18 protein-coding genes and 2 tRNA genes are annotated in these 23,965 nt (G+C 54.0%); 12 read left to right on the forward strand and 8 right to left on the reverse strand.

Going from position 1 to position 23,965, the window contains the following annotated elements; genetic code table 11:
- The first annotated feature begins 18 nt into the window (after positions 1–18).
- Positions 19–495 carry a phasin family protein gene (locus ABO_RS05065; RefSeq protein ID WP_011588263.1) on the forward strand — a complete coding sequence of 159 codons (477 nt, stop codon included), beginning with the start codon at positions 19–21 and terminating at the stop codon, positions 493–495.
- A gap of 226 nt (positions 496–721) precedes the next feature.
- On the opposite strand, the gene ABO_RS05070 is transcribed toward ABO_RS05065, so the two are convergent.
- Positions 722–1,687: an NAD(P)H-quinone oxidoreductase gene (locus ABO_RS05070; RefSeq protein ID WP_011588264.1), complete on the reverse strand. Its 966-nt coding sequence runs from the start codon at positions 1,685–1,687 to the stop codon at positions 722–724.
- A gap of 172 nt (positions 1,688–1,859) precedes the next feature.
- Here ABO_RS05070 and ABO_RS05075 point away from each other — a divergent pair, with 172 nt between their 5' ends.
- The 3 genes from ABO_RS05075 (at position 1,860) to ABO_RS05085 (ending at position 5,841) form a co-directional block, all read left to right on the forward strand.
- On the forward strand, positions 1,860–2,879 hold the full coding sequence (locus ABO_RS05075) for an MBL fold metallo-hydrolase (protein ID WP_011588265.1): 1,020 nt from the start codon (positions 1,860–1,862) through the stop codon (positions 2,877–2,879).
- Positions 2,880–3,469: 590 nt separating this feature from the next.
- Positions 3,470–4,678, forward strand: a complete 1,209-nt coding sequence (locus tag ABO_RS05080; RefSeq protein ID WP_011588267.1) for a 3-oxoadipyl-CoA thiolase — start codon at positions 3,470–3,472, stop codon at positions 4,676–4,678.
- On the forward strand, positions 4,675–5,841 hold the full coding sequence (locus ABO_RS05085; RefSeq protein ID WP_011588268.1) for an acyl-CoA dehydrogenase: 1,167 nt from the start codon (positions 4,675–4,677) through the stop codon (positions 5,839–5,841). The genes ABO_RS05080 and ABO_RS05085 overlap by 4 nt, the downstream gene beginning before the upstream one ends.
- A gap of 1,126 nt (positions 5,842–6,967) precedes the next feature.
- Here the strand turns inward: ABO_RS05085 and ABO_RS05090 are convergent.
- The 7 genes from ABO_RS05090 to ABO_RS05120 form a co-directional block, all read right to left on the reverse strand.
- Entirely contained in the window at positions 6,968–8,797 is a 1,830-nt protein-coding gene (locus ABO_RS05090) for a long-chain-acyl-CoA synthetase (RefSeq protein ID WP_011588269.1), read from the reverse strand.
- Positions 8,798–9,013: 216 nt separating this feature from the next.
- The gene (locus ABO_RS05095) at positions 9,014–10,969 is read right to left on the reverse strand and encodes an acetyl/propionyl/methylcrotonyl-CoA carboxylase subunit alpha (RefSeq protein WP_011588270.1); all 1,956 of its coding nucleotides are present in this window, start codon (positions 10,967–10,969) and stop codon (positions 9,014–9,016) included.
- Between the two features lie 180 nt (positions 10,970–11,149).
- Positions 11,150–11,956 carry an enoyl-CoA hydratase/isomerase family protein gene (locus tag ABO_RS05100; protein ID WP_041704919.1) on the reverse strand — a complete coding sequence of 269 codons (807 nt, stop codon included), beginning with the start codon at positions 11,954–11,956 and terminating at the stop codon, positions 11,150–11,152.
- A gap of 110 nt (positions 11,957–12,066) precedes the next feature.
- Positions 12,067–13,224 carry an acyl-CoA dehydrogenase family protein gene (locus ABO_RS05105; RefSeq protein ID WP_011588272.1) on the reverse strand — a complete coding sequence of 386 codons (1,158 nt, stop codon included), beginning with the start codon at positions 13,222–13,224 and terminating at the stop codon, positions 12,067–12,069.
- Between the two features lie 182 nt (positions 13,225–13,406).
- Positions 13,407–15,017: an acyl-CoA carboxylase subunit beta gene (locus tag ABO_RS05110; RefSeq protein ID WP_011588273.1), complete on the reverse strand. Its 1,611-nt coding sequence runs from the start codon at positions 15,015–15,017 to the stop codon at positions 13,407–13,409.
- Positions 15,017–15,886: an SDR family oxidoreductase gene (locus tag ABO_RS05115; protein WP_011588274.1), complete on the reverse strand. Its 870-nt coding sequence runs from the start codon at positions 15,884–15,886 to the stop codon at positions 15,017–15,019. The genes ABO_RS05110 and ABO_RS05115 overlap by 1 nt, the downstream gene beginning before the upstream one ends.
- A gap of 67 nt (positions 15,887–15,953) precedes the next feature.
- Positions 15,954–17,738 carry an acyclic terpene utilization AtuA family protein gene (locus tag ABO_RS05120; protein WP_011588275.1) on the reverse strand — a complete coding sequence of 595 codons (1,785 nt, stop codon included), beginning with the start codon at positions 17,736–17,738 and terminating at the stop codon, positions 15,954–15,956.
- Between the two features lie 280 nt (positions 17,739–18,018).
- Here ABO_RS05120 and ABO_RS05125 point away from each other — a divergent pair, with 280 nt between their 5' ends.
- The 8 genes from ABO_RS05125 to ABO_RS05160 all read left to right on the forward strand — a co-directional run bounded on the left by ABO_RS05125 (position 18,019) and on the right by ABO_RS05160 (position 23,831).
- The gene (locus ABO_RS05125) at positions 18,019–18,615 is read left to right on the forward strand and encodes a TetR/AcrR family transcriptional regulator (protein ID WP_011588276.1); all 597 of its coding nucleotides are present in this window, start codon (positions 18,019–18,021) and stop codon (positions 18,613–18,615) included.
- The gene (locus tag ABO_RS05130; RefSeq protein WP_035458501.1) at positions 18,612–18,800 is read left to right on the forward strand and encodes a hypothetical protein; all 189 of its coding nucleotides are present in this window, start codon (positions 18,612–18,614) and stop codon (positions 18,798–18,800) included. The genes ABO_RS05125 and ABO_RS05130 overlap by 4 nt, the downstream gene beginning before the upstream one ends.
- Positions 18,801–19,003: 203 nt before the next feature.
- Positions 19,004–19,079 (forward strand) — tRNA-Val (locus tag ABO_RS05135).
- A gap of 36 nt (positions 19,080–19,115) precedes the next feature.
- Positions 19,116–19,192 (forward strand) — tRNA-Asp (locus tag ABO_RS05140).
- A 751-nt stretch (positions 19,193–19,943) separates the two neighbouring features.
- On the forward strand, positions 19,944–21,302 hold the full coding sequence (locus ABO_RS05145) for a hypothetical protein (protein WP_011588277.1): 1,359 nt from the start codon (positions 19,944–19,946) through the stop codon (positions 21,300–21,302).
- Between the two features lie 135 nt (positions 21,303–21,437).
- On the forward strand, positions 21,438–22,511 hold the full coding sequence (locus ABO_RS05150; protein WP_011588278.1) for a cyclic nucleotide-binding domain-containing protein: 1,074 nt from the start codon (positions 21,438–21,440) through the stop codon (positions 22,509–22,511).
- A gap of 63 nt (positions 22,512–22,574) precedes the next feature.
- Positions 22,575–23,477, forward strand: a complete 903-nt coding sequence (locus ABO_RS05155) for an NAD(+) kinase (protein ID WP_011588279.1) — start codon at positions 22,575–22,577, stop codon at positions 23,475–23,477.
- 81 nt (positions 23,478–23,558) lie between these two features.
- Complete coding sequence (locus ABO_RS05160) at positions 23,559–23,831, forward strand: YeaC family protein (protein ID WP_011588280.1); 273 nt, start codon at positions 23,559–23,561, stop codon at positions 23,829–23,831.
- The last annotated feature ends 134 nt before the right edge of the window (positions 23,832–23,965 follow it).

The raw sequence follows: 23,965 nt of genomic DNA on the forward strand, positions 1-23,965 counted from the left end.
CCTTCGGGAGTTTGGGCTATGTCCGACCAAGAACAGAACCAGAACGAAAAAGACGGGCGTCAAAACCCGCTGAAAGCCCTGAGCGGGGCTTCAAAAGACATTCGTAAATACACTCATCAGATCTGGCTAGCCGGTCTGGGCGCTTTTGCTCGCGCTGAGGAAGAGGGCAGCGGTTTTTTTGATGCCTTGGTGGAAGCTGGCCGGGAAGTGGAGCGGCATACCAAGGATAAAACCGAATCCCGGGTGGAAGAGATTAAAGAACGGGTTCGCCATCATACCGGCGAGACGATGGAAAAAATGGAAAAAGCCTTTGATGACCGTTTTAACAAGGCTTTATCCCGTCTAGGCCTGCCGAACAAGCGGGAGATCGAACAGCTTGAAAAACGGGTGCAGGAATTGACTCAGGCACTAGATCACGCCGAAGAGCAACCCGAAAAGCCTGCCGCGAAACGCCCGACTCGGAGGAAAGTTAAAGGAACCTCTGAAAACCTTTAAGCTATTCAAACTCTATTGTAGCGCACACCGCTAACCCCTTAGTGGTGTCTTTTGACGGGTGCCCGCCTTGGGTACCCGTTTTTTTTTGTTTCGAGGAACCCGCAGGCCTCTGTGCTTAAGGGATTGGCACTGATCATTTTGGTCATTGAGGACGATGTAGCAAGCATGAAATAGTATTTTAAATACTGCTTTATTGTGGGGCGCAATGCTTCCTCTGGCCCTTTTATTATTTGACAACAATCACTCGCTTGCCGCTGAAGTCGTTGCTGGCCATATGCTTGTGGGCCTCGATGGCGTTTTCGAAGGAAAACGTTTCCAGTGGCAGCGGTCGCAATTGGCCGTTGGCGAACAAAGGCGCCAACCGGTCATTGAAAACCTGCGCCAGCTGAATTCGCTTCTCCAGTGGCTGACTGCGCATAGTCATGCTTTTCAGTGTCTGGCGTTTCATCAGCAGTGCGCCCAAGTTCAGCTCAGTGTTCAAGCCGCCCAATACACCGATACTCACCAAGCTGCCTTCTGCACGCAGGCCGCCGAGCAGATCGTTCCAATCTGGGCCGACCATATCCAGAATTACAGCTACGCCTTCCCCGTCAGTAATGGTGTTGAGCTGTGCGGTAAAGGTGCCGTTTTCGCGGACCTGAGCCACAAGCCCCAGGTCGTTGGCGGCAGTAAGTTTGTTTGGCTCGCGGCTAGCCCCGATGGGGCGGGCGCCAAGCGTGATGGCCAGCTGTGTAGCCGCGAGGCCGACGCCGGCGGTGGCCGGGCGTATAAGGCACCACTGGCCCGGCTGCAAGCCGCCTTCCAGAAACAATGCCCTGTAGGCGGTGAGAAAGGCTTCGGGCAAAGTGGCAGCGTGAATAAAAGTAATGCCTTGAGGAATCGTCAGTGTTTCGCGTTCATGGCTAATCACTTGCTCCGCATAGGCGCAGCCTGGCACCAGGCCCATTACCGCATCGCCGACTTTTCGTTTTTGAACTCGTTTTCCAATGGCACTGACGACCCCTGCATATTCCAGCCCAGGAATGCGGCTGCTGGTTCCGGGTGGGGCCGGATAGCGGCCTTGAACCTGCAGCAGATCGGCCCGATTCACTCCGATGGCTTTGACCTGTACCTGGACTTCCTCCGGTCCGGGCTGCGGTGCCTCAAGGCTATGCAGTTGCAATTGCTTCTCTTCAATACACCAAGCGCGCATGATCGTGCTCCTATCAATGATGGCTTATCGCCAAAGTCACAGGGTTTACAAAGAAAACGGTTTGTCGCCAGGCCTGTCGTTGTGCTCACAGACCAGTGGCACGGCAAAAGGTACTGGTTTTTTCTGTGTATCGAATGATCACCCCCTGTTCGCCAAAAACAAAAGGTCCCTTATGTCACTAGATTATCCCTTTACTGAGCTGCCGTTGGCGGGTCAACGCTTCAAGGTTGCCGAAGGTGTTTTCTGGCTGCGTTTTCCGTTGCCGTTTGCTCTTGACCATATCAATCTTTGGTTGCTTGAAGACACCCATGGCTGGGTCATCTTGGATACCGGTCTTGGGGTGCGGCGCAGTCGCGAAATTTGGCAGCAGTTGCTGGCTGAACAGCTCGACGGCAAACCCGTAACTCGGGTTATTGTTACCCATTACCACCCTGACCATCTTGGCATGGCCGGTTGGCTTGAGCAGCATTGTGGGGTGCCGGTGACGATGAGTCATGGTGAGTGGCAGCTGGCTGACAGTATTTGTACTGCCTCTGATGCTCAAACTATTGAGCGTTTCAAAGCGTTTCTTGCCAGCCATGGACTATTGGGTGACGACCTGAACAAAGTGGCGGGTAAAGGTAATGGCTTTCGCCGCGTGGTTATGCCGCTGCCTAAATCCCCGGACTTTATCGGCGAGGGCGATTTGCTGCTTATTAATGGTGAGCCTTGGCAGGTGTATATTGGCCGTGGCCATTCGCCGGAGCATCTGTGCCTGTATCGCGAGAAAGACCACGTGTTACTCAGTGGCGACCAGGTGCTGCCGACTATTTCCAGTAACTTAATGGTACGTCCCACGGAGCCTGAGGCTAATCCGGTGATGGCATTTGTCGATAGCCTGACAGTGATACGCGATGCGCTTCCTAAAGACACCCTAGTGTTGCCCGCCCACGGGCTGCCATTTCGCGGGTTGCATGCGCGCATTAATGCGTTAGTGGATCATCATTCGCAGCAGCTGGAGCAGGTGCTGGTTGCCTGTGGGCAGCAGCCCCATAATGCTCACGATATGCTGCCGGTAATGTTTAAGCGCGAATTGGATGTGCAGCAAATGATGTTTGCAATGGGGGAAAGCATTGCGCATCTCAACTGCCTGCTGGAGCAAGGCAAAGTGCAGCGCGAAGAGCGTAACGGTATTTGGTATTTCGCAGCCTGATTAGGAGGAGGAGCTTAAAGCGACACACTACAAAGCGCGGGCGAGCCACGGATAAACAGCTAGGCGGTGTCTGTGTTACCGGTTTGATTGAAATACGTAGATATGTGCAGCTCAGCTGGTTACGCCGTTTTCATCGCCTCGTGGTTTGTAGTTTTAAGCTTGTAGCTGCTTTCACGCCCATTGCGCCATTATCGCAATTCCGCAACGTTAGCATTGGCATTGCCAACACAAAGAAGAGCCCATTCCGGATACCCTAAAAATAACGGTGGTGTAGTCACGCGAGGTTGTAGCGATGGCAGGCACACGATATTGGTTAGCCTTTGTCAGCGATTATCATTTGTATCGCACTCTGGCTACTGCTTACTTTGCTCTGAAATTTAAAAATAGAATTCTACGTAGCGATCGGAAGACGGTAACCTTTACGCTACAACACGCTAAGGATATTGACTGGCTGAAAGCACTTTTTCCGGCCCCCACCTTATTTCGTAATGCTTTGTGTGATTGAACAGAATGAAATGGGTGAGAGAGGCCTTTCTACCTACATATCGAGTCTCTTTGCCGCTTGAGCGTGTAACTCCTGGGAGGATGTAATGCTTGATGCCTATATCTACGATGGTCTGCGTACCCCTTTTGGTCGCCATGGCGGCGTTCTGGCATCGGTACGCCCGGATGACCTCTTGGCCGGAGTGATTCGCGAACTGGTACAGCGAAATGGCTTTGCGGCTTCTCTGTATGAAGATGTTGTCATTGGTAATACTAATCAGGCGGGGGAAGATGCCCGTAATGTGGCTCGTCATGCCGGGTTATTAGCTGGGTTGCCGCAGTCCGTGGCGGGGATCACCGTGAATAGGTTATGTGGCAGCGGCCTCGCCGCAACATTGGATGCGGCACGTATGGTGACGGTGGGCGAGGGCGAGTTGATCATTGCCGGTGGTACGGAATCGATGAGCCGTGCCCCTTATGTAATGGCCAAAGCAGAAAAAGCGTTTAGCCGGGAGATGACAGTTTTCGATAGCACTATCGGCGCCCGCTTCCCTAACCCGAAAGTGCTCAAGCAGTTTGGTGCCGATACTATGCCGCAGACGGCACAGAATGTAGCGCACGACCTGGGTATTAGCCGTGAAGATGCGGATGCTTTTGCTATACAGTCTCAACAACGCTATGAGGTCGCCCGTGAGCAAGGGTTTTATCAGCAGGAAGTGTTACCGGTTACGGTGCCCCAGGGGGGCAAGGCGACACCACTGCGTGTGGCTGACGACGAACATCCCCGCCCCGGAACCTGCGTTGATAAGTTGCGACAACTGCCTGCTATTGTCGATGGGGGCATTATTACTGCGGGTAATGCGTCTGGGATAAATGACGGGGCGGCGGCAGTGATTGTGGGTTCGCGTAGGGCTGGTGTGGCGGCGGGTATTGCTCCCCGTGCTCGAGTTCTGTCTGGTGCGGTTGCCGGAGTGGCGCCTCGCGTTATGGGCCTAGGCCCGGTGGATGCGTGCAACAAGGCATTGGCCCGGGCGGGCCTGGCGTTAGCTCAGATGGATGTGATTGAAATTAATGAGGCGTTTGCCGCCCAAGTGCTGGGCTGCTGTAAGCAGTTGGGCTTGGCTGGGGATGATGAGCGCCTGAACCCAAATGGTGGCGCTATTGCTGTCGGCCATCCGTTAGGTGCGTCCGGTGCGCGTTTGGTCTTGACTGCCATGCGTCAGTTGGAGCGAACCCGCGGTCGTTATGCACTTCTTAGTTTGTGCATTGGCGTAGGTCAGGGCGTTGCCATGGTGCTGGAGAGGGTAGATTCATGAGTGTTTTTGTATGGAATGATGCGCTATTGCTGGAAACTCAGCTCAGCGACGATGAGCGGATGATCCGTGATGCAGCGCAGGATTACTGCCAAAGTAAACTGATGACCAGGGTGCTTGAGGCGAACCGGCACGAGATTTTTCATCGCGAGATCATGACAGAAATGGGGGCACAGGGGTTTCTTGGATCCACCATTCCTGAGCAATATGGTGGCGCGGGAGTGAACCACGTTAGCTACGGCTTGGTGGCTCGGGAAGTAGAGCGGGTGGATTCCGGGTATCGCTCCGCCATGAGTGTGCAGTCGTCCCTGGTGATGTTTCCCATTTATACCTTTGGCAGTGAAGCGGTGCGCAACAAGTACCTGCCAAAGTTGGCCAGTGGCGAATGGGTGGGGTGTTTTGGTCTTACCGAGCCAGACCACGGCTCTGACCCGGGTTCCATGAGCACTCGCGCTAAAAAAGTGGATGGTGGTTACCTGTTAAATGGTTCCAAAACGTGGATTACTAATTCGCCAATAGCCGATGTGGCGGTGGTGTGGGCGAACCTAGACGGTAAGATCAACGGCTTTGTGGTAGAGCGGGGCTTTGACGGGTTTAGCGCGCCTAAGATTGAAGGCAAGTTCTCTCTACGGGCATCGATCACTGGTCAGATCATGCTGGATGACTGCTTTGTACCGGAACAAAACCGATTGGACGTGGAGGGCTTAAAGGGGCCCTTCAGTTGCCTGAACAAAGCGCGCTACGGGATCAGCTGGGGAGCCATGGGTGCGGCTGAATTCTGTTGGCAGGCGGCTCGTCAGTACACTTTGGACCGCAAACAATTTGGCCGCCCGCTGGCGGCTACCCAGCTGATTCAGAAAAAGCTGGCGGACATGCAGACTGAGATTACCTTAGGTTTGCAAGGGGCGCTGCAATTAGGGCGCTTGATAGATGCGGGAAACTGGGCGCCGGAAATGGTCTCGTTGATGAAGCGCAATAACTGTGGCAAGGCCATTGATATTGCTCGTCAGGCTCGAGATATGCATGGCGGCAATGGCATTAGTGACGAGTATCATGTGATTCGCCACGTAATGAATCTGGAAGCGGTGAATACCTATGAAGGTACCCACGATGTCCATGCCCTGATCTTGGGCCGGGCCCAGACCGGGCTGCAAGCATTCGGCTGATGAGTACCTAGTGTTTAGCCCTGGTTATTCTGGTGTTTTGTCAGAATAGCCGGGGGTTTCCCCTCCTTGCGTTTTCTTCCCCGTTTCACCTCCTTGGTGTTATGTGCGTGTCTGTATCAGGGTGTCACTCTTGGTAACGTGAGAATGCCCCAATGTTGTACACAGATTTGTTGTCAATGCTCTTTTTCTGAACGAAAAAGTGACAATCTCGTTAAAATCTCTTGGTAAATAGTATAACTATATGATTTATTTAAAGAAAAAATATAGATCAAAAAATGAACACATCGTCTCGGGGCATGATTTATAGGCGATTATGCTCGCTTTTCTACTGTCTATGCACAGGGTTATCCACAAGATCTGTGGACAATATCTTCGCGTTTTTTGCTGACGTAATTTTTGAATCCATAAAACCAGTGGGTCATGAGGGGATTGCGATCTCTCTGGCGCTTTTACACAAGCTGATCGTGACTAAGGGGTTTGTTCATTAGGTCAAAGGTGAGTTGTGTGCAGGAGAAAATATAATAATAAGTTATTGAATAATCAGTGCTTTATGATTCGTTTAAAAATGAACCATTGTGCGCTAAGCGCCTAATTACGGGCGATGCAGATACTTGTGGTCAAGTTGTTCACATATTTATCCACAGCTTTTGTGGAGTAATCCCAGCAAAGAAAAAACGGCGATGGTCTTGACCTTTTTCAAGGTATCCATATCCATATGTCCTTGATGAAAAACCACACAAGTCGCTGTAGCTACCGTAAATGCTGGCTTTCGAAGCGTTATCCGAGGCTCGTTAACAGTGTTATCCACAGATGCCGTGGATAGAAAAGGCCATGTGGGTAACGTGAACGTGTTTGGATAAATGAAGGGAGTAAAGAAAAGGAGTAAAGGAAACTAAGGCGGGCGTGGCACGGTGGCATAAATCGTTAGGTGATGGTCTTGTAGCGATGGAGAGCGCCTGTGGACTTACGTTACAACCCCCGCTATGTCTGGCCTATGTTGGCGGTGTCGAGAACAATGTCTATTGCGGCATTGCGCTAATGGGTTAAGCCACCACTAGCGCTGTAATGGAGCACAAAAAAGGCGCCTTTCGGCGCCTTTTTTGCTTTCCTAGATCATCTGGATCGCTTAGAAGCGGTACTTGCCACCGTCGATGCCGTCCTGCGTGGCCTCGTCCAGTTGCTGGTAGCAGCTCTCTCCAGGCAGCAGGGCATAAACCGCATTGTTCTGCTGCTTCAGGTCGTACTTCTGTTCTTTGAGTTTGTTTTTCTGGTGCTTGAAGGTGCCAGTGGTTTCCATGGCTTCTTCATTGATGCGCAGGAAAACGGGGATGGCATAAGCGGGTAATTCGCGCTTGAGATACTCACACAGGCCTTTGAAGTCAAAGTCTTTGTGGTTACCGGTTAGGCGAATCTGGGCCATGCCCGCACGGCCATTGGTGTTAGGAATTTCTACACCGTAGACCACGGATTCCTGGATACCATCGTAGCCATCGAGAATCTGTTCCACTTCGGTGGTGGATACGTTCTCGCCTTTCCAGCGGAAGGTGTCCCCCAGCCTATCCACGAACTGAGCGTGGCGGAAGCCGATGTCGCGCATCATATCGCCGGTGTTGAACCACGCATCACCCTTAGTGAACACATCCCGGTAGATAGATTTCTCAGTTTTTTCTGGGTCGGTGTAACCATCGAAAGGAGTCTTGTCGGTGATTTCACCGAGCATTAGACCCGCTTCGCCTTTGCCGACTTTAGTCATGTGCCCTTTGCTATCGCGCACCGGTTCGTCACGTTCTTTGTCGTATTTGACAATGGCGTAGCTCACAGGGGAGAAACCAACGGTGTTGTCAAAGTTGAATATGTTGGTGAACGCTACGTTGCCCTCAGATGACGCATACAACTCTGCCACCCGCTCAATGCCGAAACGATCCTTGAAGTCTTTCCAGATGCTCGGACGCAGACCATTACCTACAATGGTGTGGATCTTGTTGTCTTTGTCGGTGGGTTTTTCTGGCTGTTCATGCAGATAGCGGCACAGCTCACCCACGTAACCGAAAGCGGTACAGTTGTGGCGTCGAATATCGTCCCAGAAACCGCTGGCGGAGAATTTACGTGCAAGGACAACGGCGCCAGCCGGAGCGATGACCGAGGACCAGCAGATCACCATACCGGTGGCATGATAAAACGGCAGGGTAGTGTAGATACGATCATTTTTGGTCAGGTGCAAGGCAGAGAAACCGAAAGCACCATAGGCTTTTTCCCAGCGGCCGTGGTTGAAGACAACCGCTTTGGGTAGGCCGGTAGTGCCGGAGGTGTAGATGTAGAACAACGGGTCACGCAAGAAGGTTTGCTTAGTGGACGCGGGGTTCTCGCTGGAACAATCACGGCTTTCGCTGGCCAGATTCTTGTAGCCGCTCGGTACGTCACCGGGGTTATCTAAGGTGTTCTGATCTGCGAAGCAGAAGAAGTTGTCTTTAAGGTCCAGATCACCGCGAACTTCTTCCACGGCATCAACCAGTTCTTCACCAATAATGGCAGCTTTGGGCTTCACCAAGTTGAAACTATGGATCAGCACTTTACCCCGTTGGGAAGTGTTGATAAGGGCCGCACAGACGCCGAGTTTAGCGCAGGCGACAACGGTGGCAAGCAGCTCGGGGCGATTTTCTATATTGACCGCAATGGTATCGCCTTTTTTCAGGCCGATAGAGGCCAGGTAGTCTGCCAGGCGGTTAGCCCAGGCGTTAAACTGCTTATAGGTAAGTTCTGTGTCTTCGTAGATCACGGCAGCACCATTAGGGTTCATGCTGGTGGCGCGCTCAATGGCAACGCCCAGCCCCAATGGTTTGCTGGTATCGGTGATTTTCGTCAGCTTTGAGCCCTTGATCAGGCCGGGAAGATGAGTGATCACCTCTGGGATCTTGGACAGAAGCTTGGGCAACGTGATGATGTCGGCGTTGCTCATAGGATCTCCATTGTCTGTTCTTGGAAGGCCCCGAAAAGCCGGGAACCCAGTGTTGGCAAGCGGGCGCTTACCTTAACCGCAGCATTAGAGCAGGGCAAGCGCCCTGCATGCTGGTAATGCTCGGGTAATGAGTTGGGTGTTATGGCACAACTTACCCCAGTGTAAATTATTGGATCACGATGCAGTGTCCTTTTCCGTCGGCAAATTGTTACTAAACTAACCGACATCTGGCGTGACCGTAACCAACAACTGCTGGCGTTTTACTTGATTGCCGACGCTCAGATCCAGTGTTTCAATAGTGCCGTCACAGTCTGCCTTTAGGCTGTGTTCCATCTTCATTGCTTCCATGATCACTAACACTTGGCCTTTGCTCACGGTATCGCCGGGCTTGACGCTAATGTCGATAATGGCGCCATCCATGGGAGCACGGATCAGGCCAGAGCCCGCTTGTTCGCTGCTGTCGGCGGCGGTGTGGGTATCATCACTGAAACAGGCCGTGCGGCCCTGACTTTGCAGCCAATATTGATTGCCATCTTGCAGCACGCTGGCGGTCACTTCTACGCCGTTCACGGCTATCCGATCACCCGTTAGCGGTGTCAGGGTAAGAATGTCAGGCTCGGTACTAAACGTAACGTGGACTTGTTCGCCTTCATAGCGAATATAGAGTGTTTGCTTATGCTCTCCGCTGCGAAGTACGACGGGTTGAGCGCCCAGCGTACTGGAGTGCCAACCGCGCAAGTCGTCACTGGGTGTTTCACTACGGCAGTGGTGCAGTGCGGCCAGTGCCCATAGGGTTTTGTCAGGGGCGCTGCCGGCCAGGCTGCTATCGTCGGCAAAGTCTTCGCCGATGAACGCGGTGGTGGCATCGCCACGGGCAAAAACGGGATGAGCAAGGATGGCCGCCAGGAATTCGCGGTTATCGTTTACGCCCATCAAGGTGGTGTCTTGCACGGCACGAATAAGACGGCGGCGGGCGTCTTCGCGGCTGTCACCCACGGCAATAATCTTGGCCAACATAGGGTCATAATGGCTGCCAATTTCGGTGCCTTCCATTAGACCGTGGTCAACACGAATACCGTCACCGCTGGCGGGCTGCCAGCGTAGAATCGGCCCCGTTTGTGGCATGTAATTTTGCGCTGGATCTTCGGCGTAGAGGCGGACTTCCATTGCATGCCCGGTCAGTTGTACCTGATCTTGAGTCAGCGGCAGGGCCTCGCCTCGAGCGACCTTGATCTGCCACGCTACAAGATCCAGCCCAGTGACCAGCTCGGTGACCGGGTGTTCTACCTGCAGGCGCGTATTCATTTCCAAGAAGAAAAAATCCCCTTGCGGAGCAAGCAGGAACTCCACCGTGCCGGCACCAACATACTGGCAAGCTTTGGCGGCCTGAACCGCGGCCTCGCCCATACGCTGACGCAGGGATTCGTCTACCGCAGGGGAGGGCGCTTCTTCTACCACTTTCTGGTGGCGACGTTGCACGGAGCAATCACGCTCTCCTAGGTGGATTACGTTGCCATGACGATCACCGAATACCTGGATTTCCACATGACGAGGCTGCAACACCGCCCGCTCCAGAATCAGTTCGTCACTGCCGAAGGCGCTTTTGGCTTCTTGGCGGGCACTTTTCAGCTGCGCGCTGATGTCGCTCGCATCGGTGACCACGCGCATGCCACGACCACCGCCGCCGGCACTGGCTTTGATCATGAGTGGTAGGCCGATGCGCTCGGCCTCCTGTTGCAGTCTTTCGTCACTTTGTTCTTCTCCCTGATAGCCGGGAATACAGGGAACCCCTGCTTCCTGCATGGCAATCTTGGAGAGTCGTTTGGAACCCATTAATTGGATGGCCCCTTCATCGGGCCCGATAAAGGTAATGCCTGCGTCTTTGCAGGCTTTGGAAAAGGCGGCGTTTTCGGAGAGGAAGCCGTAACCGGGGTGTACTGCATCGGCCCCTGTTTGCTTACAGGCAGCCAATAAGGCATCCATATTCAGATAGGAGCTACTAGCCAAGGCCGGGCCAATGCAAACGGCTTCGTCGGCCAAGGCCGTGTGTCGGGCGCCTGCATCTGCTTCAGAATAGACTGCCACGGTGCGATACCCGAGCGATTGGGCGGTGGCTATCACCCGGCAAGCAATCTCGCCGCGGTTGGCAATCAGAATTTTTTCAAAGCTCATGGGAGTTCCTTACCGGTATTGGGGCTTGGTGGTTATGATGCTTTCCACCACAGCGTTCACAGAGAAACACAACCTGATCCCGTTGCGGCCAAGATGGACACGCTTTGGGGATGCCGAAGCCTTGTTATCGGCCCACGGCTCGCTATGAACACGTTGTGCCTCCTGTGGTAAATCAAATGTTCATTGATTCCAGGTTGCTGGGCGTTTCTGTACGAACGCCATGGTGCCTTCGCGGCCTTCTTCACTGTTGACGGCAGCGGCGAAGTCGGTGGCGGCCTGGTCTAGTAGGGTGTTCATAGGAATATGGCCCACGTTCAGGACCAGTTCCTTAGTCACCCTATTGGCGCGTGGTGCACAGCGGCGAACGGCCGTGAGGGTGTTCTCCAGTGCTGCGGTCAACGCCTCGCTGTCAGCTGCCACTTCATGGACGATGCCGAGTCGCAGTGCTTCGTCGCCTTTGAAACGCACTCCAGTCAACGCCAAACGGCGCGCTTGGGTCAGGCCTATACGTTCCACCACAAAGGGGGCAATCTGGGCAGGGATTACCCCCAGCCCGGTCTCAGGTAGGCCAAAGGTGGCGTTCGCACTGGCAAGGGCAACGTCTGAAATGCACGCTAAGCCGAAGCCACCACCCAGTACGGCGCCTTCAAGTACTGTGATCACTACCTGCGGTTGACGGTTAGCCAGGGTAATCATTTCACCGAAGCGGCGGTTTAATGTCTGAAAAGCGTTGTTGTCACCGCTGGCGGCTTGCTGGCGCGCGCCCGCCATATCTTTGATATCTCCACCGGCACAGAAGTGGCCGCCAGTGCCGCGCAGAACAATGGCGCGAATGTTGGTGTCGTTGGCCACGCTCTCAAACACCGCCATGAGTTCATTCACCATGGTCAGGCTCATGGCGTTACGGCTGTCGGGACGATTCAGCGTGATATGCAGAACCGGGCCGTCCTGGTTTGTTAGCAAGGTTTCAGTGCTGGGTAGGCTCATGCTTGACCTCGTTTTTTTGTAGAAGCGCGCCAAACGACGGGATGGCCCGATACGTTCGCAATCACGCCGCTAGCGACGCTCCTACGGATCAGAGTGGTGCTGTCCGGCTGTTACTTCTTTTTGCCGGGCAGGATATCCATGGTCTTGCAGATAATGCCGAGCATGATTTCGTCGGCGCCGCCGCCGATGGAACCCAAGCGGCCATCACGGAAAAGCTGGCCTGCGGGGTTTTCCCACATGAAGCCATTACCGCCCCAATACTGCAGGCAGCTGTCGGCCACTTCACGGCTTAGACGGCCCACTTTCAGTTTTGCCATGGACGCAAGTTGTAATACATCCTTGCCGTTCACATACATTTCGCAGGCGCGATAGGTAAGGGCACGCAGAGATTCGACCTCGCTTTGCAGTTCGGCAAGGCGGAAATGCACGCTCTGGTTATCAATCAGCGGCATGCCGAAAATCTTACGATCCTTGGCGTAGGCGATGGTTTCATCGATCACGTGTTCCATGCCCTTAAGGCTGTTGGCTGCGGCAAACAAGCGCTCTTCTTGGAACTGCATCATTTGCATCATGAAGCCCATGCCTTCCTGGCCAATCAGGTTGCGTTGCGGGACGCGCACGTTATCGAAAAATACCTGGGCCGTTTCCGAGCAACGCATGCCCAGCTTGTTCAGCGGTTTGTCCACGGTAATGCCGCCTGCGTCTTTTGGCACCACGATCAAAGACTTGTTGACGTGGGGTTTGCCGTCGGAGGTGTTGGCGAGCAGGCAGAAGAAATCCGCGCTGGGCGAATTGGTGATCCACATTTTGGTGCCGTTGATCACATAGTCGTCACCGTCTTTAACCGCAGTGGTTTTTACCGCGGCCACATCGGAACCAGCGTGGGGTTCGGAGACGGCAATGGAGGCCACCATGTCACCGGCGATGGCGGGTGCCAGATAGTTACGACGTAGCTCATCAGAACCAAAGCGGGCGATGGCAGGGGTGGCCATGTCGGTTTGCACGCCGACTGCAAGCGGGACACCGCCGCAATGAACGCGACCCATTTCTTCGCTCATTACCATGCCGTAGGAGTAGTCCAGTCCCATGCCGCCAAATTCTTCCGGTTTGGTCACCCCGAGCAACCCCAGGTCGCCCATTTTTTTGAAGACTTCATGAATGGGGAAACGACCCGCATCTTCCCATTCGCGAACATGGGGGTTGAGTTCTTTGTCGACAAAATTGCGGACGGTACGGCGAAGTTCTTCGTGCTCTTGAGTGAATTGCATGGGAAGCTCCCTGTTGTGTTCGTTATGTTTATCGTTTGAGTTTAACGTTCAACGTTGAAACGCCAATGTGCCATGTCGATTGGCTGCTTAACTGGAGCCGCGCCGCACACTTTGTGTGCGGAAAAGGTGGGCCTCTGCATTCCTGTAGCCCCTCGGTCGCGGCTCTGGACCTTCAACTGTTTTTAAAGTCTTGCCACACCGAATGAATTCGGGTGGAGCTGGCGCTGTTCGGCGTCGTCGCAGATGTCCAGTGCATAAGCTACTACCCGGCGAGTGTCGCGTGGGTCGATAATACCGTCGTCCCAGAGGCGTGCGGTGCCGTATAGGGCAGTGGACTGGCTGTCGAGTTTCTGGGCGGTGCTTTGTTGCAGCATGTCGAGAACTTTCGGGTCGGGCTCAATGCCGTTGGCCCGTTGTTTGCCCTCGGCCACGATGCGCAACACCATGCCGGCTTGTTGGCCGCCCATTACCGCCACTTTGGAATTGGGCCAAGCAAAGATGAAGCGTGGGTCTAGCCCGCGGCCACACATGGCGTAGTTGCCGGCGCCGTAGGAGCCGCCCACCACCACAGAAATTTTTGGTACTCGGGCATTGGCCACAGCTTGCAGCATTTTCGAACCGTTTTTTATGACCCCGTTCTGTTCTGCATCGGTACCAACCATGAAGCCTGTGGTGTTGTGAAGAAACAGTAAGGGCCGGCGAGTTTGGTCGCAAAGTTGGATAAACTGGGCGGCCTTGGCTGCGCCACGGGGCGTAATGGGGCCATTGTTGCCGATAATGCCCACGGGTTTGCCTTCGATGGTGCTCCAACCGCAGACGGTGGCGCTGTCCCATTCGTTTTTGAAATCTAAAAACTGGGATCCATCAACGATGCGGGCGATGATTTCGCGCACGTCGTAGGGTTTCTTGGCATCGCAAGGGACCACACCGAGCAGTTCTTCGGGTGGGAATTTCGGCTCTTCATGTTCGGGAACGTCCGCGGCCGCTCGGCGCCAGCCCAGTAGTTTCACCAGATCACGAGCCTGGCTAATACCGTCTGCATCGGATTGCGCTAGGTACTCGGCGGTGCCGGCAGTACCCGCATGCATTTCTGCGCCACCCAGTTCTTCGTCGGTGGCAATCTCTCCGGTAGCGGCTTTCAGTAGTGGCGGGCCGGCCAGGAACATCTTGGCGCGTTCGCGAACCACTACCACGTAATCAGACAAGCCTGGTTGGTAGGCGCCACCGGCGGTAGCGTTACCATGAACCACGGTGATTTGGGGGATACCCGCGGCGGACAAGCGTGCTTGGTTGGCAAAGGTGCGGGCGCCATCCACGAATACTTCTGCGGCATAATTCAAGTTCGCACCACCGGATTCCACCAAGCTTACCACCGGTAGTTTATTCTCCAGGGCGATGCGTTGCAGACGCAGGGTTTTGTGCAAACCAGAGGGAGAAATGGTGCCGCCCTTGATGGCCGAGTTAGATGCCGTGACCAAACACCGCACACCGGATACATAGCCGATGCCGGCAATAGTGCCGCCGCCTGCTTCGGTGCCGTCTTTGTCATCGTGCATTTGGTAGCCGGCCAGGTTCATAAGGCTCAAAAACGGAGAGCCGGCGTCCAGCAGCCTGGAAATACGCTCGTGAGGAAGCAGTTGGCCGCGTTTTTCAAATTTTGCCCGTTTGCTTTCCGCGGTATCGACTACGGCCTGTTCGATGGCGCGGAACTCTTCTATCGCCGCAAGCAGAGCCTCACGGTTTTGGCGGTATTCTTCGCTGTTGGGGTCAATTGCGCTGTCGAGAGTGGCCATTAGAGATCCTTGAAAACGTCCGGGGTGGTGGCGCGGTGGAAACCATCGAACGGTTTGCTTTTGTCGTGGGCGGGCAGTGGGAAGATCGCCACGTTGCCCTGGCTGGCAGCGCCATCAATACGTAGGGTGTCGCCACTGATGAAGGCAGCTGCGTCGCTGAGTAAAAAGCAAATCGCGCCGGAAACTTCCGCTTCATTGCCCATGCGTTGAAGGGGTACGGCGGCGCGTAAGGTCTTAAGCGTTGCCTTGAAGCCTTCAGGGTAGGTGTCCATGCCACTGGACATGATCCAGCCAGGAGCGACTGCATTGACGCGCACACCGCAGCTACCCCATTCATAGGCGGATGTTTGGGTGAAGTTAACCATGCCGGCGCGGGCGGCGCCGGAGTGCCCCATGCCCGGCATGCCGCCCCACATGTCGGCGACGATATTAACGATGGCACCACCGTTTTTATTCATGCCCTGAAGAAACACTTCCCGGGCCATCAGAAAGCCGCCAGTGAGGTTGGTGCGCACCACGGCTTCCCAGCCTTTTTGGCTGATCATAGCCAGAGGTGAAGGGAATTGGCCCCCGGCGTTGTTGACCAGACCGTGGACCACGTCTACGGCTTTGTAGACCTCGGCCACGGTGGCTTTGACTGCCTCTTCATCACGGATATCGCAAGAAAACCCCAGCGCTTGTCCGCCGTCTTCGGCAATTTCCGCCGCCACCGCATCGAGTTTTTCCTGCTTGCGACCGATCAGCACGACTCGAGCGCCGAGTGCGGCCAGTTCATGGGCGGTACAGCGGCCAATGCCGGAGCCGCCGCCGGTAACAATGATGTTTTGGCCGGCGAACAGGTTTTCTCTAAAAACAGAACGGTATGACATTATCTAATCCTTGAAATCCTAAAGGCGCTAACCTGCATTGGCTGCAGGCAGCGCGCTACAATCAAAATTACTTGCTCACTGCGTCGGCGATGGTCTGGCTGACGGGGATAGGCATATCCAGTAACTGTTGGGCAAATGCTTTACCTTGCGGATCAATACGCAGCGACGCGATACCTCCCCCGCCCAAGGCATTTTTCAACAGGAAGTTGAAGGCATTCATGCCGGGCATGGACCAGCGATGAACGCTGCCTGTGTCCGGGTCAAGTACGTGTTGCATGTAATGACCGACCGCCTGTTCGCTGAGGGCGGCGTTCAGGTAGGGCAGGTATTCCGCTTTGCGGGCAATCACTCCGATATTGGCGTGATTGCCCTTGTCGCCGCTACGGGCCCAAGCTAATTTGATCAACGGCACGGTGATGTCGCCGCTAGCGGTACCATAATCGCTATCCTTTGGTAGAGCGCTGGCGTCAAAGATCTGGCCTGTGGGAATGTCCACGGGGTGGGATTTGCCATCCAGATCAATGCTTGCGGTGACCGCATTCTTATCCACCAAAGTGGAGAACAGACGGATGCGGGGGAATGGTTTTGGGCGACCACCGACTAGGCCGGATAGACCAGGAGCCATGCCAGTGGCTGCTTGGGCTATTTCCCGGGCAAACAGGCCAAGGGCTTTCTTGTCATCGTGCAGAGCGGCAATTTTTACCACCACTTCACGGGTGTCGGCACGCCGGGCGTTGGCACCATAGGTCGTTTCACTGCCAAGTATTTCCACATTGGTGTCGCGGAACGGGGCCATACCTTGTTTTTCAAACAGGCCGGCCACTTTCTTAAGAATGGCATCGGCGACGACCTGGCCTTTTTCTGGAGCATCAATGCCGCCCATTAAAAATGAGGCCGTAATGCGGTTGCCATCGGGGTAGGTGGCGGACACTTTGTAGCTGTCGGTGGGCGGGCGGCCCAAGGCGCCAGAGACGCTAACCCGGTGTTCGCCGACCTGCTCCAGTTTTACTTGGGTAAAATCGCAGACCACGTCGGGCAGTAAATAGGCGCGAGGGTCGCCAATTTCGTAAACAATTTGTTCGCCGACGGTGGCGCAGGTGACAAGCCCTCCGGTGTCCGCAGGCTTGGTAATCACAAAGTGCCCATCCTCATGGCACTCGGCCACCGGAAAGCCCATGTTGTGGAAGTCAGGGACTTCACGCCAGTCGGTGAAATTGCCACCGGTACATTGCGCGCCACACTCAATCACGTGGCCGGCAAGGGAGCCCTGGGCCAGTTTGTCGTAATCCTCGGTGGACCAGTTGAACTCGTGCATCAGCGGGCCCAGTACGACGGCGGAGTCGGCAATGCGCCCGGTGAGTACAATGTCGGCACCGGCGTCAAGCGCCGCCTTGATGGGCAGAGCGCCCAGGTAGGCGTTCATGGTGACTGTCATGGGGGGCAGGGGAGCACCACTATCCAGTTCGGTGACAGCCGCAAAATCGTTGCGGCGGCTGTTTAGGTCGTCTCCTTCTACTAGGGCGATTTTCATTTCCACGCCAGCAGCAGCAAAGGCTTTTTCCAAGGCATCCCGACAGGCGCGCGGGTTTACTCCGCCAGCATTGCTGACAACCTTGATGTTTTTTGCCTTGATGTCTTTTGCTAGGGGGGTCATCACGTTAGTGACAAAGTCATGGGCATAGCCGGCATTGGGATCTTTCATCCGTGCCCCGGCCATGATCGACAGAGTAACCTCAGCGAGATAATCGAACACCAAATAATCCAACTCGGTTTGGTGGACGAGCTGGAAAGCAGCACTGTTGGTATCGCCCCAGAATCCGGCGGCACAGCCGATGCGAACAGGCTTTGTCATGGTGGCTCCATTTGCGTGTGAATTCATGGTCTCGTAAGCTACCAAGCAAGCGCTTGGTTTGTAAAGGACGAGAACAGCAGTTGGAAGTGAAAAGTTGAATCATGGTCTGGGTTGGCTGCCAGGCATTGACTTCATGCGCCGCGATTCACTCTCTGAGGATGGGAGCGTGTCTGCCTGATTTCAGGGCTGCGTTTTTTAATGTTTCACGTTCTCCTGCTCCTGCCTTGCTGCCCCCCGCGCGTAAGCGGGATAATGTGTGCGTTAATGATAGGGGTAAGCAATGGCTGGTTTAATGGCAATTCATGGAATTGATGATTCTCCTCGTGGGCGGTTGCTCAGCGCGGCGGCGCATCTGTTTCGGGATAAGGGGTTCGACCGTACCACTGTCCGCGATATTGCGGCATCAGTTGGGATCCAGAGCGGCTCTATTTTTCATCACTTTAAAACCAAAGAGGATATCCTCTATGCCGTGATGGAAGAGGTAATCCACTTCAATACTGAGCGTTTGCGTCAGGCGGTGGTCGCCCACAGCACGGGGCAGGAGCAATTGCGAGCGCTGATCCGAGCGGAGTTACAGTCCATTGTGGGCGATACTGCCGAGGCAATGACGGTGATGGTCACCGAGTGGCGCTGCCTGAGTGAGGATAAGCAAGCCAGGGCACTAAAGTTGCGCGGTATCTACGAGCAACTGTGGCTGGATGTGCTAACACGCCTACATAAAGAGGGGGTTTTTACCACTGATCCCTTCATTATGCGGCGTTTGCTGACAGGGATGACCGGTTGGGCGCCAAATTGGTTTGACCGCGAGGGGCCGCTGAGTCTGGATGATTTGGCCGATATTATACTTGCCCGTGTGATTGGTGAGGCGGAGAGATGATTGGTAACGCGATAGCCTGGGGGAAAACAGGTTACTCCATTATTGAGGAGGGGGAGTTGAACCGACAGACTTGGGCGCTGGATGTGCATCACTACTTACTTGCCAAGCCCAATGGACAGTTACTGCCGGGTCAGTTCAGCCTGGCAGAGGCTAAAGCGAAGATTGAGGCACTAGAAGCTGGGTGACAGCGTCCAGCTCCAATCTTCAAGCTACTAAGCTGTGTTGTGGTTTGTGGCGCGAATTTTGATATTTGATGCTAATCCCTCTCATTTTGCCCAAGTTTTAGACATATCGACCATTTTCTAGGCAAACGATCAATTTTCTGAAAAAAGCCGTTGACACTCTCGGCCCAATCCATAGAATGGCGCCCACTTCGCAGCGCGAACAAGGGTGATTAGCTCAGCTGGGAGAGCATCTGCCTTACAAGCAGAGGGTCGGCGGTTCGATCCCGTCATCACCCACCATATTTTGTAAGTGAAAGAATTCCGTAAGGGATAAGTGGAGCGGTAGTTCAGTTGGTTAGAATACCGGCCTGTCACGCCGGGGGTCGCGGGTTCGAGTCCCGTCCGCTCCGCCACTATTCAGCAAGAAAGGCTCTCCTTATGGAGGGCCTTTTTTGTGTCTGCTAGTTTCGTGGCATCGGGTTCTGGGGCCTGATGTAATACTGTCGCTTTTACCTTTGAGTAAGCGTCCCTCCCTTCGTGATTCTTTACATCCAGATTTTTCCTGCCTGGCGTTTTCTTTCATGAACTTGTCACTTTTCTTCTGTCTAATCATTTGGACAACAAATGAAATGGTAAGGAAGAAAAGGCAATGGATGATTATTTGGAAGAACGCATAGAACAAAGGCTGTTAATGGAAAGCTTGGAAGAGTGCCTTGAAGATGATGGCTGGGTGGACGACGGTGAGGAGCTGTAATCCTCGACCGTTTGTCTATGTATAATGCCGTTCGTGCTCTTTGATTCTTACTTGTTACTGCTTCGTACTCACTTCCCCGCCGCTTATCCCTGTAATGCTTTGTTTTATCCTTTCAGCTTCTTGTGTCTGGAGGAGGTTCCTGCCTTTTCTGTCGCAAAGTTATCCTGATACGCTTCTGTTTGGGTTCGTTGCCGCAAGCTATTGTTGTGGCCGTAAAAGGTCTTCAGGCTTGATGGGGAAGCCTGGCGTTGACGCTTTTTTTTAACTGCCATTCAGGTCACACTCTTTTGATAGTGCCTGACTATAATTGACTGCAGTGTGACGGCGGGTGTCAGATTGTGAATGACGCACCTTGGTCGGTGTGCTTGTGCCAACCAACAATAAATAACTTCATAAGAAGGACAGACAGCATGGCAGCATCCTCTGTTACCTCGGAAGCAATTCTGTTTTTTGACCACCGGGGTATTTCCAAAAGCATGCTCTACGCCGATTTTGAAGCCATTCTCGATGGCATGGTGGGGATGCCGGAATTTGCAGATAAAGAGGTGCGATGCGCTTATTGTTTGGTCAACGGTCAGTTACGGGTTCGCTCTGTAGTGTTATTTACCATCGATTTTGATGAGGATGGCATGGCCGATACCACCTGGAATGTGCCGTTACGGCATTTGGCGGAGCATGCGGGTCAAGGGCCCGACATGGGGGCTGGACCGATTCGTCTTGCCTGCCGTAGCCAATGCCCGGTGGCCTGGCACCAGGATCAAATGTGGGACCCTGGCATGAAGCCCGGCGCCAACGATTTTATTGTTATCCGTGACTCCATCCGAGAGCGTGGCCCGAAAATGGGCCTGGTAATGGATGATGAAATGGAGGCTGTGCCTATTGTGATTGGGGCGTCTGCACCGACGGTCGGCCTGGAGAGAAAGGATGTCGAGAAGAAGGCGGATCAAGAACGGGTAAGGCTGGCTCGCATTATCAAGGAGCTGCGCCTGCGGGTGCAAACCCTGGAAAACACCCAGTCAGAAGACGCGGCTAAGGTGCGCTATGCGGCCCAGCAAAAAGAAGAAATTCTTATTGCTCAGTTGGAAAAGGTAATGGGGCAGTTCAAGGCAATCAAATCGCAGAATGGAGCATTGCGAGAGCAGAATGATTCCTTGAAGGGGCAATTATTATCCCTCAACCAAAGTTTGGAAGAGCAGAACCGGCGCAGTGAGCATCAGGGTAGTGAGATGGAGGTGCTGACTGAGCAGTACAAGCTGGCGTTGGAGCAGCGCCTGGAAGAGGAGCGGGCGAAGATGTCAGAGCAGCTACACTCGCTGGAAATGGATGTGCTGACCCGTGATGATCTTATCGGCCAGCTTCGCGAGGAAATTTCTGAGCAGAAACGCAACAAGCTGAAAGATGCCAACAGCGGAGCACAGAAGACGCTGGAGAAGCTTGAAGAGCTGGGGTTGAGTTTTATTGCGTTTCATCCTGGTGCCGGGCATATCTCCATTGCAGCCGATCAGGTGGCCGGTTACATGGAGAATCCCACTGCCTTTGCGGCGCGCAAATGCCTAGTCACCGAGGATCATTATCGTGCTTGGCTATCCCATTATGAAAGCCCGACCTGCCAGGTGCCTATAGGCGCGGAGGGGGCTCCCTGTGGTAAGCGAGTGATTCGTGTGGAAGTTCCCAATCAGTTCAAGCCGGGGGTGTCTGATTGCAACGCTAACCGCTGCCAGAACTGCCGCAATGATTCCGCCATCGATAACGTACTGCGATTCCGCTAAGTCGGCAATTGTGAACTGGTTCCGCCAGGTGCTTGATTGGTAAGCTTTTTGCAGCGTATTTCTCCGATGAGGGTTTCGGCCCGCGCCACGCTTGTATTCACCATAGCAACAACAAGAACATCGGGAGCCACTGTTATGACACGGCAATCCATCGATAAAAGCCTGTTACAGACGTTTGTGCCAGTTAATGCTCTGTCTGGAGATCAGCTTGACTGGCTGCTTGACCAGCAGGAAGTGTGTCGCTATGTGTCAGGTGATGTCCTTTTTTCGCTGGGAGACCAAGACAACACCACCATCTATCTGCTTAGTGGCAAGGTTGAGCTGAGCGATGAAACCGGTGATCGGCGGACAGTAAGCGCTGGGGATACGGCCTCTTGGCACCCACTGGAGCATGTCCAGCCTCGCCGCAGCACCGCCAGAGCGGTAGGCGATGTGAGTGTGGTGCGATTCGACAGTTTCCGACTCGATACCATCCTCTCTTGGGATCAATCTGCGGGCTACGTAATTCTAGACATTAATGCTAACTCTGCGTATCAGAACGACAGGGAATGGATGATACGCCTGCTCAAGTCCAAGCTTTTTCATCGAGTGCCGCCCAGTAACATCTTGGGGATTTTCAGCCGACTTAAAGCGAATCGTCACAAAGAAGGTGAGCGGATTATTCGACAGGGAGAGGCTGCTGATTGCTGCTATATCCTCAAAGAAGGCGTGTGTGAGGTGTCTATTAACATAGGGGAGGGCGAGCCGACTTCGGTGGCCATGCTGGAAGAGGGTGAGTGGTTTGGTGAAGAAGCATTGCTATCTGGCAAGCCCCGTAATGCCACGGTATCTATGGCAACGGATGGTGTCTTGATGAGGTTGGACCGACAAGATTTTGATGCCCTGCTCCGCGAGCCGATCATCAAGACCATGCCGGGTGATCAGGTGCTGTCTTCGGCAGAAAAGGGCGCTTGGTGGCTGGATGTGCGTACTAGCGACGAATTCGATCAGGAGCATTTGGTAGGAGCGACCAATATGCCGCTTAACGTATTGCGTCTCAAGTCTCGCCTACTGGACCCAGGCAAGACCTATATCGCTTACTGTGATACAGGTCGACGTAGCGCCACCGCCGCTTTTCTGTTAAAAAACGCCGGCCTGGATGTGATCGTGTTGGATGGCGGTCTGAATGCCAATGCTGTTACCCTGAACGAGTACCTGACTCAGGGGTAGTGCTTGCCGGTTGGTGAGGCTGCCCAGTCCGGCTTCCGCAACAACCTAAGCAGCACTACCTGAATGAGATCCCTTGTGGCGCAAGAGAAATTTCGCAACATCGGTTTGATCGCACGGTCTGAAAGTGAGCAGGCGCTCTACTCATTACGCCAGCTCATTCATTTTCTGCATGGCCGTGATTGCACCGTTATCCTCGATAAACACATTATTGGTCATCTTCCGGAAATGGGATTGCAGGCTGCTAGTGCCTCACAAATGGGGGAAGCCTGCGATCTGGTGATTGTGGTGGGAGGGGACGGTAGTCTGCTAGGTGCTGCGCGTACCCTGGCTCGCTATAAAGTGCCGGTATTGGGCGTGAATCGGGGCCATCTGGGCTTTCTCACCGATATCCTTCCTTCTGAAATTGAATCCCGGGTCGGCCAGGTGCTGGATGGTGAATACAGTACCGAAAAACGGTTCTTGTTGGATCTGGAAGTGCGCCGGGGTAGGACCGTGGTCGGCGAGGGGAGCGCTCTCAACGATATCGTGCTGCTATCCGGTGACAGTGTACACATGATCGATTTTGAGTTGATGATCGACGGACACTTTGTCTACGGGCAGCGCTCCGACGGGCTGATTGTTTCTACGCCCACCGGTTCCACCGCCTATGCGTTGTCCGGTGGTGGGCCAATCATGCACCCTAAGCTGGATGCCATGGTCTTGGTTCCCCTAAACCCCCACACCCTGACCAGTCGCCCCTTGGTGGTAGCTGGGGATAGTGAAATCAAAATTCACATCACCACAGAAAAAGTGCGGCCGTTGGTCAGTTGCGATGGCACAGAGGGGATTCGCTTGCAGGTTGACGATGTCATTGCGATTCGCAAAAAACCTCACCGCTTACATTTGATTCATCCCCCGGGGCACGATTTCTATCAGGCTTGTCGGTCTAAATTGGGCTGGAGTTCCCGGCCCGGTGACAACAATTAGGCCGAGTAATACTGTATAGGCCGTGGGCCGCCCAAATCTATGTAGCGTGTCGCGTACCGTGACCTTTTGAAGAGTTAAACCATGAGTTACCAGAGTTTTGACGACCTGATTGCGAGTATGGATCAGAACATTTGCGATAACATGCGTCGCGCTATTGAAACGGGTAAGTGGGCCGATGGTCGCGTTTTATCCCGCGAGCAAAAAGAGCTTTGTCTTCAGGCTGTTATTGCTTGGGAAACCCAGAATTTACCTGAAGAGCAACGTAGCGGTTATATGGAGCAGGCCTGTAAAAGCGGGGAGGAAAAAACCGAGGATCAGCCGGTAACTCTGCGTGGCCCGGATACTCTGCAGTAAACATATTATAATGAGATAAATCGTTTTGACCGGCGAGTCGTCCCTGAAAAAATGCCTGCGGGCGTTTCCCGCCGTTATTCTCCTCAATATCGCATTGGTGGAGAAATAGAATTGATGTAATGTTCCTATGCACC

The organism is Alcanivorax borkumensis SK2 (genome assembly GCF_000009365.1).
GTDB classification, from domain to species: Bacteria; Pseudomonadota; Gammaproteobacteria; order Pseudomonadales; family Alcanivoracaceae; genus Alcanivorax; species Alcanivorax borkumensis.

What these genes read in the sequence shown, in the direction of transcription:
- ABO_RS05065 (WP_011588263.1), top strand. Translation starts at nt 19, where the DNA reads ATGTCCGACCAAGAACAGAACCAGAACGAAAAAGACGGGCGTCAAAAC.
- ABO_RS05070 (WP_011588264.1), bottom strand. Translation starts at nt 1,687, where the DNA reads ATGCGCGCTTGGTGTATTGAAGAGAAGCAATTGCAACTGCATAGCCTT.
- ABO_RS05075 (WP_011588265.1), top strand. Translation starts at nt 1,860, where the DNA reads ATGTCACTAGATTATCCCTTTACTGAGCTGCCGTTGGCGGGTCAACGC.
- ABO_RS05080 (WP_011588267.1), top strand. Translation starts at nt 3,470, where the DNA reads ATGCTTGATGCCTATATCTACGATGGTCTGCGTACCCCTTTTGGTCGC.
- ABO_RS05085 (WP_011588268.1), top strand. Translation starts at nt 4,675, where the DNA reads ATGAGTGTTTTTGTATGGAATGATGCGCTATTGCTGGAAACTCAGCTC.
- ABO_RS05090 (WP_011588269.1), bottom strand. Translation starts at nt 8,797, where the DNA reads ATGAGCAACGCCGACATCATCACGTTGCCCAAGCTTCTGTCCAAGATC.
- ABO_RS05095 (WP_011588270.1), bottom strand. Translation starts at nt 10,969, where the DNA reads ATGAGCTTTGAAAAAATTCTGATTGCCAACCGCGGCGAGATTGCTTGC.
- ABO_RS05100 (WP_041704919.1), bottom strand. Translation starts at nt 11,956, where the DNA reads ATGAGCCTACCCAGCACTGAAACCTTGCTAACAAACCAGGACGGCCCG.
- ABO_RS05105 (WP_011588272.1), bottom strand. Translation starts at nt 13,224, where the DNA reads ATGCAATTCACTCAAGAGCACGAAGAACTTCGCCGTACCGTCCGCAAT.
- ABO_RS05110 (WP_011588273.1), bottom strand. Translation starts at nt 15,017, where the DNA reads ATGGCCACTCTCGACAGCGCAATTGACCCCAACAGCGAAGAATACCGC.
- ABO_RS05115 (WP_011588274.1), bottom strand. Translation starts at nt 15,886, where the DNA reads ATGTCATACCGTTCTGTTTTTAGAGAAAACCTGTTCGCCGGCCAAAAC.
- ABO_RS05120 (WP_011588275.1), bottom strand. Translation starts at nt 17,738, where the DNA reads ATGACAAAGCCTGTTCGCATCGGCTGTGCCGCCGGATTCTGGGGCGAT.
- ABO_RS05125 (WP_011588276.1), top strand. Translation starts at nt 18,019, where the DNA reads ATGGCTGGTTTAATGGCAATTCATGGAATTGATGATTCTCCTCGTGGG.
- ABO_RS05130 (WP_035458501.1), top strand. Translation starts at nt 18,612, where the DNA reads ATGATTGGTAACGCGATAGCCTGGGGGAAAACAGGTTACTCCATTATT.
- ABO_RS05145 (WP_011588277.1), top strand. Translation starts at nt 19,944, where the DNA reads ATGGCAGCATCCTCTGTTACCTCGGAAGCAATTCTGTTTTTTGACCAC.
- ABO_RS05150 (WP_011588278.1), top strand. Translation starts at nt 21,438, where the DNA reads ATGACACGGCAATCCATCGATAAAAGCCTGTTACAGACGTTTGTGCCA.
- ABO_RS05155 (WP_011588279.1), top strand. Translation starts at nt 22,575, where the DNA reads ATGAGATCCCTTGTGGCGCAAGAGAAATTTCGCAACATCGGTTTGATC.
- ABO_RS05160 (WP_011588280.1), top strand. Translation starts at nt 23,559, where the DNA reads ATGAGTTACCAGAGTTTTGACGACCTGATTGCGAGTATGGATCAGAAC.